The sequence below is a fragment of the Streptomyces monticola genome (assembly GCF_042665355.1).
Taxonomy (GTDB): domain Bacteria; phylum Actinomycetota; class Actinomycetes; order Streptomycetales; family Streptomycetaceae; genus Streptomyces; species Streptomyces monticola.
Window position 1 is genome coordinate 159,044 of record NZ_JBHTCF010000001.1, and the last position, 14,928, is coordinate 173,971.

The 14,928-nt window shown below is 70.7% G+C and carries 15 protein-coding genes; 11 read left to right on the forward strand and 4 right to left on the reverse strand.

What is annotated here, in order from left to right; genetic code table 11:
* Nucleotides 1-10: 10 nt before the first annotated feature.
* Complete coding sequence (locus tag ACFQVC_RS00635; protein WP_381825214.1) at nucleotides 11-1,360, reverse strand: D-arabinono-1,4-lactone oxidase; 1,350 nt, start codon at nucleotides 1,358-1,360, stop codon at nucleotides 11-13.
* Entirely contained in the window at nucleotides 1,290-2,561 is a 1,272-nt protein-coding gene (locus tag ACFQVC_RS00640) for an MFS transporter (RefSeq protein WP_381825216.1), read from the reverse strand. Before ACFQVC_RS00640 ends, ACFQVC_RS00635 begins: the two co-directional genes overlap by 71 nt.
* Nucleotides 2,562-2,684: 123 nt before the next feature.
* Here ACFQVC_RS00640 and ACFQVC_RS00645 point away from each other — a divergent pair, with 123 nt between their 5' ends.
* Together ACFQVC_RS00645 and ACFQVC_RS00650 are read left to right on the forward strand one after the other, a co-directional pair.
* Nucleotides 2,685-3,836 carry a ferrochelatase gene (locus tag ACFQVC_RS00645; protein WP_381825218.1) on the forward strand — a complete coding sequence of 384 codons (1,152 nt, stop codon included), beginning with the start codon at nucleotides 2,685-2,687 and terminating at the stop codon, nucleotides 3,834-3,836.
* A gap of 21 nt (nucleotides 3,837-3,857) precedes the next feature.
* Nucleotides 3,858-4,658, forward strand: coding sequence for an inositol monophosphatase family protein (locus tag ACFQVC_RS00650; RefSeq protein ID WP_381827020.1), 801 nt, complete (start codon nucleotides 3,858-3,860; stop codon nucleotides 4,656-4,658).
* Nucleotides 4,659-4,782: 124 nt separating this feature from the next.
* On the opposite strand, the gene ACFQVC_RS00655 is transcribed toward ACFQVC_RS00650, so the two are convergent.
* A complete protein-coding gene (locus tag ACFQVC_RS00655) occupies nucleotides 4,783-4,953 on the reverse strand; it encodes a hypothetical protein (RefSeq protein WP_381825220.1) in 171 nt (56 codons plus the stop codon).
* 309 nt (nucleotides 4,954-5,262) lie between these two features.
* Between ACFQVC_RS00655 and ACFQVC_RS00660 the strand changes: the two genes are divergently transcribed.
* The 4 genes from ACFQVC_RS00660 to ACFQVC_RS00675 all read left to right on the forward strand — a co-directional run bounded on the left by ACFQVC_RS00660 (nucleotide 5,263) and on the right by ACFQVC_RS00675 (nucleotide 8,729).
* Nucleotides 5,263-5,916, forward strand: a complete 654-nt coding sequence (locus tag ACFQVC_RS00660; protein WP_381825222.1) for a response regulator transcription factor — start codon at nucleotides 5,263-5,265, stop codon at nucleotides 5,914-5,916.
* Between the two features lie 7 nt (nucleotides 5,917-5,923).
* Nucleotides 5,924-7,171, forward strand: a complete 1,248-nt coding sequence (locus tag ACFQVC_RS00665; protein ID WP_381825224.1) for a sensor histidine kinase — start codon at nucleotides 5,924-5,926, stop codon at nucleotides 7,169-7,171.
* Nucleotides 7,172-7,563: 392 nt separating this feature from the next.
* A complete protein-coding gene (locus ACFQVC_RS00670; RefSeq protein ID WP_210920960.1) occupies nucleotides 7,564-7,860 on the forward strand; it encodes a DUF4193 domain-containing protein in 297 nt (98 codons plus the stop codon).
* A gap of 14 nt (nucleotides 7,861-7,874) precedes the next feature.
* Nucleotides 7,875-8,729 (forward strand): hypothetical protein, encoded by an 855-nt coding sequence (locus ACFQVC_RS00675; RefSeq protein ID WP_381825226.1) that lies wholly within the window; start codon nucleotides 7,875-7,877, stop codon nucleotides 8,727-8,729.
* Between the two features lie 100 nt (nucleotides 8,730-8,829).
* Here ACFQVC_RS00675 and ACFQVC_RS00680 read toward each other — a convergent pair whose 3' ends face one another.
* Complete coding sequence (locus tag ACFQVC_RS00680; RefSeq protein ID WP_381825228.1) at nucleotides 8,830-9,276, reverse strand: DUF3093 domain-containing protein; 447 nt, start codon at nucleotides 9,274-9,276, stop codon at nucleotides 8,830-8,832.
* A gap of 58 nt (nucleotides 9,277-9,334) precedes the next feature.
* Here ACFQVC_RS00680 and ACFQVC_RS00685 point away from each other — a divergent pair, with 58 nt between their 5' ends.
* The 5 genes from ACFQVC_RS00685 to ACFQVC_RS00705 all read left to right on the forward strand — a co-directional run bounded on the left by ACFQVC_RS00685 (nucleotide 9,335) and on the right by ACFQVC_RS00705 (nucleotide 14,902).
* The gene (locus tag ACFQVC_RS00685; RefSeq protein ID WP_381825230.1) at nucleotides 9,335-9,919 is read left to right on the forward strand and encodes a PaaI family thioesterase; all 585 of its coding nucleotides are present in this window, start codon (nucleotides 9,335-9,337) and stop codon (nucleotides 9,917-9,919) included.
* Nucleotides 9,916-10,449, forward strand: a complete 534-nt coding sequence (dut, locus tag ACFQVC_RS00690; protein WP_381825232.1) for a dUTP diphosphatase — start codon at nucleotides 9,916-9,918, stop codon at nucleotides 10,447-10,449. Before ACFQVC_RS00685 ends, dut begins: the two co-directional genes overlap by 4 nt.
* A 1-nt stretch (nucleotide 10,450) precedes the next feature.
* Nucleotides 10,451-11,233 carry a DUF3710 domain-containing protein gene (locus ACFQVC_RS00695; protein WP_381825234.1) on the forward strand — a complete coding sequence of 261 codons (783 nt, stop codon included), beginning with the start codon at nucleotides 10,451-10,453 and terminating at the stop codon, nucleotides 11,231-11,233.
* 313 nt (nucleotides 11,234-11,546) lie between these two features.
* The gene (locus tag ACFQVC_RS00700) at nucleotides 11,547-14,093 is read left to right on the forward strand and encodes a DUF4118 domain-containing protein (protein WP_381825236.1); all 2,547 of its coding nucleotides are present in this window, start codon (nucleotides 11,547-11,549) and stop codon (nucleotides 14,091-14,093) included.
* Nucleotides 14,094-14,206: 113 nt separating this feature from the next.
* Nucleotides 14,207-14,902 carry a response regulator gene (locus ACFQVC_RS00705; protein ID WP_381825238.1) on the forward strand — a complete coding sequence of 232 codons (696 nt, stop codon included), beginning with the start codon at nucleotides 14,207-14,209 and terminating at the stop codon, nucleotides 14,900-14,902.
* Nucleotides 14,903-14,928 lie beyond the last annotated feature (26 nt).

The following is a 14,928-nucleotide window of genomic DNA, read 5'->3' on the forward strand; positions in this document are numbered from 1 at the left end:
CCGGGCAGCCCTATGCGCCCAGGACCCGGCGCAGGTAGTCGTTCCCGAACTGCCTGCCCGGGTCCAGGCGTTCGCGCAGGGCGGTGAACTCGCCGAAGCGCGGATAGACCGAGGACAGATACTCCGCGTCGCGGGTGTGGATCTTGCCCCAGTGCGGCCGCCCCGCGTGCTCCGTGAAGATCTTCTCGGCGGCGGTGAAGTACGACCGGTACGGCGTGCCCTTGTACATGTGCACGGCGATGTACGCGGTGTCGCGGCCGGACGCCGTGGACAGGGCGATGTCGTCGGCGGGCGCCGTACGCACCTCGACGGGGAAGCTGATGCGCAGGCCCGAGCGGTCCACCATCGACTTCAGCTCGCGCAGTGCGGGCACCAGCGCCTCGCGCGGCACGGCGTACTCCATCTCCACGAAGCGCACCCGGCGCGGAGATGTGAAGACCTTGTAGGGGATGTCCGTATAACTGCGGGCGGACAGTGCCTTGCTGGAGATCTTCGCGATCGAGGGGATGGTGGCGGGAAAGGCGCGGCCCAGTGAATTGACCGCCTGGAAGAGGCCGTTGGAGAGGAACTCGTCCTCGAACCAGCCGCTGACGGTGCCCACCGGGGCCTCGGGGCCCGCACTGCGGTTGTTGCGCTTGGTGTTGCAGTTGCCGGTGTGCGGGAACCAGTAGAACTCGAAGTGCTCGTTCTCCGTGACGAGTTGATCGAACTCGGCGGTCACCTTGTCGAACGGCATGGGCTCTTCGCGGGCGGTGAGCAGGAAGACCGGCTCCACGGCGAAGGTGATCGCGGTGATGACGCCGAGCGCGCCGATGCCGATCCTGGCCGCCGCGAAGACCTCCGGGTTCTCCTGCGCCGAGCAGGTCAGGACGGTGCCGTCGGCCGTGACCAGCTCAAGACCGCGGATCTGGGCGGATATCGAGGCCGAGTCACGCCCCGTGCCGTGGGTGCCGGTGCTGGTGGCGCCCGCGACGGTCTGCTCCATGATGTCGCCCATGTTCGTGAGCGAGAGGCCCTCGCGGGCCAGCGCGAGGTTCAGGCGCTTGAGCGGAGTTCCCGCCTCCACCGTGACCGTGCCGGCCTCCCGGTCGATCTCACGGATACCGGTGAGAAGGTCCGGGCGGATCAGGACGCCGTCCGTGGCGGCCGCCGCGGTGAAGGAGTGGCCGGTGCCGATCGCCTTCACCCGCTGACCGTCCTCGGCCGCCGTGCGCAGGGCGGCCGCCAGCTCGTCCACCGAAGCGGGAGTCACCTCCCGTGCCGGACGCGAAGTGACGTTCCCCGCCCAGTTACGCCACGGGGCCTGTCGCCGCGGACCGCCCCTGCCGTTCGCCGTGCCCGTCGTCTGCGCTGTGTTCATCGGCCCCTCCCCGCTGCGGCACCGGCCTGTTCAGCCGGCGATACCCCAGGAACGCGACCGCGACCGCGACGGCCCCGGCCACCGCCGGCACCGCGTACCCCGCGTCCGCCCCGGCCGAGTCGATCACCCAGCCGGACGCCGACGAGCCGAGCGCGATCCCGACCGCGAGCCCGGTCGACGTCCAGGTCATGCCCTCGGTCAGTTTCGCGCGTGGTACGTGCTGTTCGACGAGGGCCATGGTGGTCACCATCGTCGGCGCGATGGAGAGGCCCGCGACAAACAGCGCCACGGCCAGAAACGGAAGGTTCCCGACCAGTTGAAGCGGGATCATACTCACGGCCATCGCACAGACACCCAGCAGCCACCGGCGGGCGGCACCGCCCTTGAGGTGGAGCAGCCCGAAGACCACGCCGGCCAGGCAGGAGCCCAGGGCGTAGACCGCGAGCACCAGGCTGGCGGCCGCCTTGTGGCCCTCCTCCTCGGCGAAGGCCACGGTCACGACGTCGATCGCCCCGAAGATCGCTCCGGTGGCGACAAAGGTCGCCACCAGCACCTGCAGTCCGGGCGACTTGAGCGCCGAGCCGCGCGTGTGGTGCTCACGCGGGTGCGGCACGGGTTCGGTGCGGTGCTGCGCGGTGAGCCAGAAGACGCCGATGGCGAGGAAGAGCGCGGCGAGCAGCGGCCCCGCCTCCGGGAACCAGACGGTGGACAGACCGATCGAGACGATGGGTCCGAAGATGAAGCAGATCTCGTCGACCACGGACTCGAAGGAGTACGCGGTGTGCAGCTTGCGCGGATCGGTCTGGTAGACCCACACCCAGCGCGCCCTGACCATGGAGCCGACGCTCGGAACGCAGCCGGCGCAGGCCGAGAAGAGGAACAACGTCCAGTCGGGCAGCCCCAGTTGGGCCGAGACGAGCAGTCCGGTCACGGCCGTGAGCGTGACGAGCGTCGCCGGCCTGAGCACCTTGCGCTGCCCGTGCCGGTCGACGAGCCGGGAGATCTGCGGGCCGATCACCGCGGCCGAAAGGGCGACGGTCGCAGACAGCGCGCCCGCCAGGCCGTACCGCCCCGTGAGCTGCGAAATCATCGTCACGATGCCGATGCCCATCATCGCCAGCGGCAGTCGCCCGAAGAATCCGGCGGTGGAGAAGGCGCGGGTGCCGGGGGCGTCGAAGATCGCGCGGTAGGGGCTGGGCAAGGGGTGCTCCGGTAAGGCCTGCAGACGGGTCTTACAGCTTACGTCCGGGAAGGGGGCGGCCGCACCGTGATTTCGGCGCGGGCGGGTTTCCGGTGTGCTCGGACCGGGTGGCAGGATCGAACCATGTCAGAAGCGCCCCGCCCCGATGCCGGCCCTCTCGATCCCGGCCCTTACGACGCCCTCCTGCTGCTCTCCTTCGGCGGCCCCGAGGGTCCGGACGATGTCGTCCCGTTCCTGGAGAACGTGACCAAGGGCCGCGGCATCCCCAAGGAGCGGCTCAAGGAGGTCGGGCAGCACTACTTCCTGTTCGGCGGCGTGAGCCCGATCAACGACCAGAACCGGGCGCTGCTCGACGCGCTGCGCAAGGACTTCGCCGGGCACGGCCTCGACCTGCCGGTCTACTGGGGCAACCGCAACTGGGCGCCGTATCTGACCGACACCCTGCGCGAGATGGTGACCGACGGCCACCGCCGCATCCTGGTCCTGGCGACCAGTGCGTACGCCTCGTACTCGGGCTGCCGCCAGTACCGCGAGAACCTCGCCGACGCCCTCGCGGCCCTGGCGGCGGAGGGCCTCGAGCCGCCGCGGATCGACAAGCTCCGGCACTACTTCAACCACCCCGGCTTCGTCGGCCCCATGATCGACGGCGTTGTGAAGTCCCTGGCCGAGCTGCCCGACGACGTCCGCGCCGGTGCCCACCTGGCGTTCACCACGCACTCCATCCCCGACGCCGCCGCCGACACCTCGGGGACCGTCGAGGAGCACGGTGAGGGCGGCGCGTACGTCAAGCAGCACCTGGACGTGGCGCGGCTGATCGCGGACGCGGTGGCCGAGCGGACCGGTGTGGCGGACCGGCCCTGGCAGCTCGTCTACCAGTCGCGTTCCGGCGCCCCGCACATCCCGTGGCTGGAGCCCGACATCTGTGATCACCTGGAAGAGCGGCACGCGGCCGGTGCGCCCGCCGTGGTGATGGTGCCGATCGGCTTCGTCTCGGACCACATGGAGGTGCTGTACGACCTCGACACCGAGGCCACCGCCAAGGCCGCCGAGCTCGGCCTGCCGGTGGCGCGCTCGGCGACGGTCGGCGCGGACCCGCAGTTCGCGGCGGCGGTCAGGGAACTCGTCCTCGAACGGGCCGGTACGGAGCGCGGCGAGGACGTCCGCCCTTGCGCCATCGGGTCGCTCGGCGCGAGCCACGACCTGTGCCCGGTGGGCTGCTGCCCGGCCCGAGCGCCCCGCCCCGCCGCCGCGGGCGCCGACAGCCCCTACGCGTAAGGAACCCCCGTGACAGCCCCTGTGACCGACCAGCTGAAGGCCGAACTCCTCGAGCTCGCCCTCGAGGCCGCCGACCGCGCGGGCGCCTTCCTGCGCGACGGCCGCCCCGAGGACCTCGGCGTGGCCGCGACCAAGACCAGCGCCGTCGATGTCGTCACCGAGATGGACATCGCCTCCGAGAAACTGATCACCGGCTTCCTCGCCGACCGGCGGCCCGATGACGGCTTCCTCGGCGAAGAGGGTGCGAGCGTCGAGGGCAGCAGCGGCGTCGAGTGGGTCATCGACCCCATCGACGGCACCGTCAACTACCTGTACGGGCGCCCCGCCTGGGCCGTCTCCATCGCCGCGCGCAAGGACGGCGAGACGGTCGTCGGCGTGGTGCAGGTGCCGATGCAGGGCGAGACCTTCCGCGCGGTCCTCGGCGAGGGCGCGTTCGTCGACGAGCAGCGCCTCAAGGTGGGCGCGGCCCCCGCCTTCGGCCAGGCCCTGCTCGGCACCGGCTTCGGTTACCTGGAGGAGCGCCGGGTGCGGCAGGCCGATGTGGTCCGGCAGCTGATCCCGCAGGTGCGGGACATCCGCCGCGGCGGCTCTGCGGCGATCGACCTGTGCGATGTCGCCATGGGCCGCCTGGACGCGTACTACGAGCGCGGACTGAACCCCTGGGACTTCGCCGCGGGCGATCTCATCGCGCGCGAGGCGGGTGCCCTGGTGGGCGGCCGCCCCGGCGACGGGCCCTCCGGGGAGCTGACCGTGGCGGCGCCGCCCGGCCTCTTCGAGACCCTGCAGGGAAAGCTGGAGGACCTGGGCGCCTGGCACGACTGACCGGCCCCCGAGCACGGCGAAGGGCCCCGGCACCTGGGCGGTGCCGGGGCCCTTACGCATGCGTACGCGCTGCTCGGGCGGTCGGGTGGACGGGCTGGTCGGATGGGCCGGCCAGCCGTTCCTGTCAGACGTGCTGGGCGACCTGCACGCCATGCTCGGCGGCGAGGCGGTGCAGATCGTCGAGCTCGGACTGCTCGACTTCCACGAGGAAGTCGTCGCCGTCCTCCTGGGCCCGCGTGAGGTCGGACTCGGTGGCCCTTATGCGTTGCAGGAGCCCTGCGGTGAATGCGTCCATGGTTGCGCCCCCTCGTCGTGGGTCGTGGTCGGTGGCACGGGGGTGTGCCCTCGGAAGGGGCGATCACGTCTCGTGCCGCTACGCAACGGAAGCGGTTCGTGGCGTGCCACATGCACAGAGTGATCGCGGGTGTGCAGTCGTCCTCCCCCGGGTGCCCGGGACGGAAACCTCAACTCCCCGTCGAATCCCGGAATTCCGCGCTCCCCGGGCCGTCTTACAGCCGGTTTATGGCCGAAAGAGGCAGGATGGAGGCACTCACCACTCGTGACCAGGCCTGCCCGGCATAGGGCCAAGCGGAAGGACAGGGACGTGCGCGTACTCGTCGTCGAGGACGAGCAGCTGCTCGCCGATGCGGTGGCCACCGGACTGCGCCGGGAGGCCATGGCCGTCGACGTCGTGTACGACGGCTCGGCCGCTCTCGAACGCATCGGCGTCAATGACTACGACGTCGTCGTACTCGACCGTGACCTCCCGGTCGTACACGGCGACGACGTCTGCCGGAAGATCGTCGAAATGGGCATGCCCACCCGCGTCCTGATGCTCACCGCCTCCGGTGACGTCAGCGACCGCGTGGAGGGCCTCGAGCTGGGCGCCGACGACTATCTGCCCAAGCCCTTCGCCTTCACCGAGCTCACGGCCCGTGTGCGCGCCCTGGGACGGCGTACGACGGTGGCGCTGCCGCCGGTCCTGGAGCGCTCCGGCATCAAGCTCGACCCCAACCGCCGCGAGGTCTTCCGCGACGGCAAGGAGATCCAGCTCGCCCCCAAGGAGTTCGCGGTCCTCGAAGTGCTGATGCGCAGCGAGGGCGCGGTCGTCTCGGCCGAGCAGCTCCTGGAGAAGGCCTGGGACGAGAACACCGACCCCTTCACGAATGTGGTGCGGGTCACCGTCATGACCCTGCGCCGCAAACTCGGCGAGCCCGCCGTCATCGTGACGGTGCCCGGCTCCGGTTACCGGATCTGATCCCTCCATGGCCTCGACTCCGGCGCCACCGACGGCGCCTCCCAAGCCGACGTATGCCCCGGCGCGCCCGGAGCCGCCGTTCCCGTGGCTGCGCCCGACCATCCGGATACGGCTCACGCTGCTGTACGGCGGCATGTTCCTGATCGCCGGCATCCTGCTGCTCTCGATCATCTATCTGCTGGCGGCGCAGGCCGTGCACGTCGGCAACGAGGTGCCGTTCCGGATCGTCGAGGGCAAGTTCACGATCCAGAGCAGCGCCTGTCCGGCGCTGTCGGGACGTGAGTTCCAGAGCGAGAGCGAGTTCAACGCGGCGATGAACTCGTGTATCAACCACCAGCGCCAGCAGGCGCTCGACGACCTCCTCAGCCGCTCCCTGCTGGCCCTCCTGGGGCTCAGCGTGATCGCGTTCGCCTTCGGGTACGCGATGGCGGGCCGGGTGCTCTCGCCGCTCGGCCGCATCACCCGTACCGCCCGTCAGGTGGCCGGCTCGGACCTGACCCGGCGGATCGAACTCGACGGGCCCGACGACGAGTTGAAGGAGCTCTCGGACACCTTCGACGAGATGCTGGACCGCCTGGAGCGCGCCTTCACCGCCCAGCAGCGCTTTGTGGCGAATGCCTCGCACGAGCTGCGTACGCCCCTCGCGATCAACCGCACGCTCCTCGAAGTGCATCTGTCCGACCCCGGTGCGCCGCCCGAACTCCAGCAGCTGGGCAAGACACTGCTCTCCACCAACGAGCGCAGCGAGCAGCTGGTCGAGGGACTGCTGCTCCTCGCGCGCAGCGACAACCAGATCGTGGAGCGCAAGCCCGTCGACCTCGCCGAGGTCGCCTCCCGCGCCCTCGACCAGGTGCGTCCCGAGGCAGAGGAGAAGGGCGTGGAGATCCGTGGGGAGCGCGGCCTCGCCGTGGTCCAGGGCAATGGCGTCCTGCTCGAGCGGATCGCCCTGAACCTGGTGCAGAACGCCGTCAGGTACAACGTCGACGAGGCGGGCTGGGTCGAGGTCAGGACCGAGGCCAAGGACGGCCAGGCGGAGCTCGTGGTCACGAACACCGGCCCGGTGGTCCCGGCGTACGAGATCGACAACCTCTTCGAGCCCTTCCGGCGCCTGCGGACCGAGCGCACCGGCAGCGACAAGGGCGTCGGCCTCGGCCTGTCCATCGCCCGGTCGGTGGCGCGGGCACACGGGGGCCGTATCATCGCGGAGCCGCGCGAGGGGGGTGGTCTCGTGATGCGAGTCACCCTGCCTCTCTGAGATGCTGCTGCGGATTCGTCGACGTTCGCTTTGAGCGGAATTTTCGGGACCTGATCCCGGGAGAGCCGTGTGGAATCGATCACAGACGCGAATTTCCAGCCATCTACTCTCCGTGATCGCGAAGGTCGTCGGAAAGCCGGGAAAATCCGGGTTTTCGGGGGTCTTGATCACGGGAAGTACACGGGGTGGCGCCCGTGAAGTGCGACAAACGGACCGTGTACGGTCCCGATCGCCATCCAAGCCGATCACCTCTTCAGGGGTGCGGTTGGGTGTCGATTGAGTAACAGACCTTGATGTGAGGCAAAATCTCCGCCTCGGGTCGGGCACAAGTCCGGCCTCTCACGCGTTACGTGCGCTGGAGACACCGCAGACACCCAGAGGGGGAGAGCGACATGGCAACGGATTACGACACTCCACGCAAGACCGACGACGACGTCGACTCGGACAGCCTTGAAGAGCTCAAGGCCCGTCGGAACGACAAGTCGGCCTCGACCGTCGACGTCGACGAGTTCGAGGCGGCAGAGGGGATGGAACTGCCCGGCGCGGACCTCTCGAACGAAGAGCTGGCCGTCCGGGTTCTGCCCAAGCAGCAGGACGAGTTCACCTGCATGAGCTGCTTCCTGGTGCACCACCGCAGCCAGCTGGCCCGCGAGAAGAACGGCCAGCCGATCTGCCGCGACTGCGACTGAGGCGGGGGTCGGCCGTGACAGGCTCGACCCCGCCCCGGAAGCGGCTCTTCCGGAAGCGGTACGCGGACGGTGGCCCGGCCACCGCCCCCGGACCGTCCGACGGCGCACGTGACGACGAGCGGGGCCCCCAGGCCTCGCTCGAAGCGGCGGACGCCCAGGGCGCGCCCGAGGCGCGTGCCGGACGCATGGCCGCCGTCAAGGACGGCGTACGCAAGGGCGGTCGCGGCGCGAAGGCCGGAGTCGGCTACCTCGCCGACCGCATCATCGAGAACGCACCGCGCATCCCGGTGCGGGATCTGGCCGCCCTGCAGAAACAGTTCCCGGGCCTCGGGCCCGAGCAGATCGCCGACAAGCTGGTGGCCGGGGCGCGTAACGCCACCTCCACCGTCGGTGCGGGTGTGGGCGCGGCCGCGATGCTGCCCGTGCCGCCCGCGATGCCCGCCGAGCTGGCGGCCGAGATCACCGGCGTGGCCGCGATCGAGCTGAAGCTGATCGCCGAGCTGCACGAGGTCTATGGCTTGCGGCCGCCGGGCAAGCTCAAGCAGCGCACCACCGCGTATCTGACCTCCTGGACGGAGGAGCGCGGGATCGACGTGTCCAAGCCGTTGACGATAAATGCCGCGCTCGGCGGACAGATGAAGCGCGAGCTACGGCAGCAGATCATGAAGCGCATGGTCAGAAATCTGCCGAACCTGATGCCGTTCATGGTCGGAGCCGCGGTCGGGGCGTTCATGAACCGCCGCGACACGGGGAAGCTGGCCGCCAAGGTCCGCAAGGACCTGCGGGCCCACCAGGTGCCCTGGGACGCGCTGCAGGCTCTGCCGCCCCTCGACTCCTCCCCGGAGTCGCCCAAGGAGCTGGGGCACTAAGCGCCCCGCAGGAAGCCCGGTGCAGTCCCGTATGGCCCTGTGGGTGCGTCGTGGCTGGTCGCGCAGTTCCCCGCGCCCCTTCGGGGACGCAACGAACGCCCTACTTGCTCAGCTCCGCCACCAGCGCCTCGGGGTTGCGCGTGGAGAGGTACAGATACGGCGTCGGGTCCTGTGGGTCCGTGACCGGGATGCGTACCGCCGTCGGCACGTAGCTGCGCAGCAGCATGAAGGCGCGGGGGTCGGCCTTGTGCGTACGCCAGGCACGCGCCTCGTCGGCGTCCAGGGGCTCCGCCGGGCCCAGGGCGGACAGGGGGAGCCGGGCGTCTCCGGCGATCAGCGAGCCGGCCACCACGCGGATCCGCGCCGAGCCGTAGGAGCTGACCGCGACCGCCGCGAGCGCGGCCGCGCCGATCAGTCCGCCGAGCATCGGGAGTGCGCCCAGGGGCAGCAGGATCAGGCCGCCGGAGATACCGATGAGACCCGTGATGACCCACCAGGAACGGGGCGCGGTGAGGCGTTCGTCGTAGTTTTCGGCGGAGAGCTGCATGCGGCCAAGCTTGGCATGGTGCTCTCGCGAGGAGGCCGCGCGGGTAAGGTCTGCGCCTGTGAGTGGACGAACACCTTCGTTGACGCCCCCGGACGACGCCGTGGCGCCGGTGCGGCACCCCGATGCCCCGGCCCCCGGCGAGCTGCTCGGCGCGCACTACGAGTACTGCTTCGGCTGCGGGCACGGCCAGCCGCACGGACTGCACCTGGAGGCGCGGGCCGGTGAAGGCGTCGCGATCAGTGCCGAGTTCACGGTCAAGCCCGAGCACCAGGGTGCGCCCGGGCTCGCGCACGGCGGCGTGCTCGCCAGCGCGCTCGACGAGACGCTCGGCTCTCTGAACTGGCTGCTCCGGGTGATCGCCGTGACCGGGCGGCTCGAGACCGACTTCGTGCGGCCCGTGCCCGTGGACACCGTGCTGCACCTCGACGCGGAGGTCACCGCGGTTGCCGGGCGCAAGATCTTCTCGACGGCCACCGGGCGGATCGGCGGCCCGGACGGGCCGGTCGCGGTCCGTGCCGATGCGCTGTTCATCGAGGTGAAGGTCGACCACTTCATCGACAACGGCCGTCCCGAAGAGATCAAGGCCGCCATGGACGACCCGGACCAGGTCCGGCGTGCGCGTGCCTTCGAGGTGAACCCGTGAGCCAGGAAACCCTGCCGACCCGCGCCCCCGTCGACGTACTGCTGCGGCGTCTGGACCCGGACGTGCCGGTTCCCGGTTATGCCAAGCCCGGGGACGCCGGGGCCGATCTCTGCACTACGCAGGCGGCCGAACTCGCCCCGGGGGAGCGGGCGGTTCTGCCCACCGGGGTGTCTATCGCGCTGCCCGAGGGGTACGCGGCCTTCGTGCACCCGCGATCCGGGCTCGCCGCCCGCTGCGGTGTCGCCCTCGTGAATGCCCCGGGGACGGTGGATGCCGGGTACCGTGGGGAGATCAAGGTGATCGTGGTGAATCTCGATCCGCGCGAGCCCGTGCGGTTCGAGCGCTTCGACCGGATCGCCCAACTGGTCGTCCAGCAGGTCGAGAAGGTGCGCTTCCACGAGGTCGCGGAGCTTCCCGCATCGGCACGGGCCGAGGGGGGCTTCGGGTCCAGTGGCGGGCATGCCGCCGTGGACGGCTCTACGGGTGGGAATCGATACGCTTCGGTCGTATCCGACCGGGAAGGACAGTGACGTGTTCGGACGTCGCAAGAAGAGTGATGCCGCCGAGGGCGCGGCCGGCGAGGCCGAGCAGGTCGACGAGGGTGTGACCCCCGCTGACGATGCAGCCGCGGCGGACGACGCGGGCGAGCCGCGGCGGATGAACCTCCCGCCGGCGCCCCGTCCCGACGGACCCTGGGACGCCGCCGAGGTCCGTGAGCCGGGCGAGGGCCGTGTCGACCTGGGCGGCATCTTCGTGCCCGGAGTCGAGGGCATGGAGCTGCGTGTCGAGGTCGCGGGGGACGCGATCGTCGCGGCGACCGTGGTGCTGCGCGAGAGCGCCATCCAGCTGCAGGCCTTCGCCGCCCCCAAGAAGGAGGGCATCTGGGGTGAGGTCCGCGAGGAGATCGCCTCGGGCATCACCCAGCAGGGCGGTGTGATCGACGAGATCGAGGGTCCGCTCGGCTGGGAGCTGCGGGCCCAGGTGCCGGTGCAGCTGCCGGACGGCACGGGCGGTGTGCAGATGGTGCGCTTCGTCGGCGTCGACGGTCCGCGCTGGTTCCTGCGGGGTGTCATCTCCGGCCAGGGTGCGGTGCAGCCCGAGGCGGCCGGTCTGCTCGAGCAGATCTTCCGGGACACGGTGGTCGTCCGTGGTGACGGTCCGATGGCGCCGCGCGACCCGATCGTCCTGAAGCTGCCGGACGACGCCCAGATGGTGGCCGAGGGCGGCGTGAAGGAGGAGAACCAGGAGGAGTCCCGGTTCTCCGGCGGGATGGGGCAGCTCGCCCGCGGTCCCGAGATCACCGAGGTTCGATAGCCGTAGCGGCTGCTGTGCCGCGGCTGCTGCTACGGCTGCAGCAGCCGCTGTCGCCGCAGCCCGGCCGCAGGGCCGTGTCCCCGAGGGGATGCGGCCCTGTGTGCGTTTCGGGGCGTTCAACTGCCGCTGCCCGTACGGAAGTCGGTCCCGCGCCCGGGGCCGCCGCCCTCGGGCGCCGCGCTTCTCCCGGCCGGGGGAGCATCAGAATCGCGTCAAATGAGCGGGCTCCGGCCACCCCGAGTCCGAAATGCCGGAAATCCGCGCCGTAAGGTCTACGCAGCGTACGCAGCTGTTTTCGGAAGACAATGGGGCCATGGGACGCGGCAAGCTTCGGATATACCTCGGTGCGGCACCGGGCGTGGGCAAGACCTACGCCATGCTGTCCGAGGCGCACCGTCGCGTGGAGCGGGGCACGGACTGTGTGGTGGCCTTCGTGGAGCACCACGGGCGGCCGCGCACCGAGGTCATGCTGCACGGCCTGGAGCAGGTGCCGCGCCGCGACCTCGAGCACCGGGGCAGCGCCTTCACCGAGATGGACGTGGACGCCGTCCTGGAGCGCCGCCCGGCCGTCGCCCTCGTCGACGAGCTGGCCCACACCAACGTCCCCGGCTCCCGCAACGCCAAGCGCTGGCAGGACGTCGAGGAGCTCCTCGCCGCCGGCATCGACGTCGTGTCGACCGTCAACATCCAGCACCTGGAGTCCCTCGGCGATGTCGTCGAGTCCATAACCGGCGTACGCCAGCGCGAGACGGTCCCGGACGAGGTGGTGCGCCGGGCCGACCAGATCGAGCTCGTCGACATGTCGCCGCAGGCCCTGCGGCGCCGGATGGCGCACGGCAACATCTACAAGCACGACCGCATCGACGCCTCCCTGTCCAACTACTTCCGGCCCGGGAACCTCACCGCGCTACGGGAGCTGGCGCTCCTGTGGACCGCCGACCGCGTCGACGAATATCTGCAGGAGTACCGGGGCGAGCACAACATCCGCTCCACCTGGCAGGCCCGCGAGCGGATCGTGGTGGGGCTGACCGGCGGGCCCGAGGGGCGCACCCTGATCCGTCGTGCGGCGCGCCTGGCCGAAAAGGGCGCGGGGGGCGAGGTGCTCGCCGTCTACATCGCCCGCAGTGACGGTCTGACCGCGGCCTCACCGAAGGAGCTCGCCGTCCAGCGCACCCTCGTGGAGGATCTGGGCGGCACCTTCCACCACGTCATCGGCGACGACGTACCGACCGCCCTCCTGGAGTTCGCGCGTGGCGTCAACGCCACCCAGATCGTGCTCGGCTCCAGCCGCCGCAAGGCCTGGCAGTACGTCTTCGGGCCCGGAGTCGGGGCGACCGTGGCCCGCGAGTCTGGCCCCGACCTGGACGTCCACATCGTCACGCACGACGAGGTCGCCAAGGGCCGCGGACTGCCCGTGCCCAGAGGCGCCCGGCTCGGCACATCGCGGCTGATCTGGGGCTGGCTGGTCGGTGTGGCAGGGCCGGCGCTGCTCGCGCTGGTGCTCACACAGATCGATATGCACCTCGGCCTCGCCAACGACATGCTGCTGTTCCTGGCGCTGACCGTGGCGTCGGCGCTGCTCGGCGGGCTGCTGCCGGCGCTGGCCTCGGCGGCGCTCGGCTCGCTGCTCCTGAACTACTTCTTCACCATGCCCACCCACCGGTTCACGATCGCCGACCCCCGCAACATCGTGGCCATCGTGGTGTTCGTGGGCGTCGCGGTGTCGGTGGCCTCGGTGGTGGACCTCGCCGCCCGCCGCACGCACCAGGCGGCCCGGCTGCGCGCCGAGTCGGAGATCCTGTCGTTCCTCGCGGGCAGTGTGCTGCGTGGTGAGACGACTCTCGACGCGCTGCTGGAGCGGGTCAGGGAGACCTTCAACATGGAGTCGGTGGCGCTCCTGGAGCGGGCCAGTGACCGGGACCCGTGGACGTGCGCGGGCAACGTCGGGCCCACGCCGCTCGGACGCCCCGAGGACGCCGATGTCGACATGCCGGTGGGCGACCACATGGCGCTGGCGCTGTCGGGGCGTGTCCTGCCGGCCGAGGACCGGCGCGTATTGGCGGCTTTCGCCGCGCAGGCCGCGGTGGTCCTTGACCGGCAGCGGCTGCAGAGCGAGGCCGATCAGGCACGGGCGCTGGCGGAGGGCAATCGGATCCGGACCGCGCTGCTCGCCGCCGTGAGTCACGATCTGCGTACGCCGCTCGCCAGTATCAAGGCCTCGGTGTCCTCGCTGCGTTCGGACGATGTGGAGTGGTCGGAGGCGGATCAGGCGGAGCTGCTCGAAGGGATCGAGGACGGTGCGGACCGGCTCGACCACCTGGTGGGCAATCTCCTCGACATGTCGCGGTTGCAGACCGGCACCGTCATGCCGCTGATCCGCGAGATCGATCTCGACGAGGTCGTGCCGATGGCGCTCGGCGGTGTGACCGAGGGCAGTGTCGACCTGGACATTCCCGAGACGCTGCCCATGGTCGAGGTCGACAAGGGGCTCCTGGAGCGGGCGGTCGCCAACATCGTGGAGAACGCCGTCAAGTACAGCCCCGACCAGGAGCCCGTCACGGTCGCCGCCAGTGCCCTCGGCCGGCGCGTGGAGGTCCGTGTCGTGGACCGCGGCCCCGGCGTCCCCGACGAGGCCAAGGACCGGATCTTCGAGCCGTTCCAGCGTTATGGTGACGCCCCGCGCGGCGCCGGAGTGGGCCTCGGGCTCGCCGTGGCGCGCGGCTTCGTCGAGGCGATGGGCGGCACCCTGAACGCGGAGGACACCCCGGGCGGCGGTCTCACCATGGTGCTCACCCTGAAGGCCGTCCCGCTCCGGCAGGCGCCCGCACCGCCCGATGTCTCCGCGCAGGTCGGCTCATGACCGCAGCGGACCTGACCCGGGCGGCCCCCGCCGCCCGCACAGCCCTCCCCGCCCCCACACCCTCTCCCGCCCCCACAGCCCTCCCCGCTCGTACCGCAGAAAGGCAGGACCGGATGACCCGGGTGCTCGTGGTCGACGACGAGCCGCAGATCGTGCGCGCCCTCGTGATCAACCTGAAGGCGCGCAAGTACGAGGTGGACGCGGCCGCCGACGGCGCCTCCGCCCTCCAGCTCGCCGCCGCCCGTCACCCCGACGTGATCGTCCTGGACCTCGGCCTGCCGGACCTGGACGGCGTCGAGGTGATCAAGGGCCTGCGGGGCTGGACCAGGGTGCCGATCCTGGTGCTCTCCGCCCGGCACAGCTCCGACGAGAAGGTCGAGGCCCTGGACGCGGGCGCCGACGACTACGTCACCAAGCCCTTCGGCATGGACGAGCTGCTCGCCCGCCTGCGCGCCGCCGTCCGCAGGGCCGAGCCCACCGGGGCGGGCGACGACGAGGTCCTGGTGGACGCCGGGGACTTCACCGTCGACCTGGCGGCGAAGAAGGTGAACCGCGGCGGACGCGACGTACGCCTGACCCCCACGGAGTGGCACCTCCTGGAAGTCCTCGTACGCAACACGGGGCGTCTCGTCAGCCAGAAGCAGCTGCTCCAGGAGGTGTGGGGGCCCTCCTACGGCACCGAGACCAACTACCTGCGGGTCTACATGGCCCAGCTGCGCCGCAAGCTGGAGACCGACCCCTCGCACCCCGAGCACTTCATCACCGAGCCGGGGATGGGGTACCGGTTCGAACGCGGACGGGAACGGTGACGTGCGGTGACGGTGAATCGTCGCCA

What these genes read in the sequence shown, in the direction of transcription:
- ACFQVC_RS00635 (WP_381825214.1), bottom strand. Translation starts at nt 1,360, where the DNA reads ATGAACACAGCGCAGACGACGGGCACGGCGAACGGCAGGGGCGGTCCG.
- ACFQVC_RS00645 (WP_381825218.1), top strand. Translation starts at nt 2,685, where the DNA reads ATGTCAGAAGCGCCCCGCCCCGATGCCGGCCCTCTCGATCCCGGCCCT.
- ACFQVC_RS00670 (WP_210920960.1), top strand. Translation starts at nt 7,564, where the DNA reads ATGGCAACGGATTACGACACTCCACGCAAGACCGACGACGACGTCGAC.
- ACFQVC_RS00700 (WP_381825236.1), top strand. Translation starts at nt 11,547, where the DNA reads ATGGGACGCGGCAAGCTTCGGATATACCTCGGTGCGGCACCGGGCGTG.
- ACFQVC_RS00665 (WP_381825224.1), top strand. Translation starts at nt 5,924, where the DNA reads ATGGCCTCGACTCCGGCGCCACCGACGGCGCCTCCCAAGCCGACGTAT.
- ACFQVC_RS00705 (WP_381825238.1), top strand. Translation starts at nt 14,207, where the DNA reads ATGACCCGGGTGCTCGTGGTCGACGACGAGCCGCAGATCGTGCGCGCC.
- ACFQVC_RS00655 (WP_381825220.1), bottom strand. Translation starts at nt 4,953, where the DNA reads ATGGACGCATTCACCGCAGGGCTCCTGCAACGCATAAGGGCCACCGAG.
- ACFQVC_RS00680 (WP_381825228.1), bottom strand. Translation starts at nt 9,276, where the DNA reads ATGCAGCTCTCCGCCGAAAACTACGACGAACGCCTCACCGCGCCCCGT.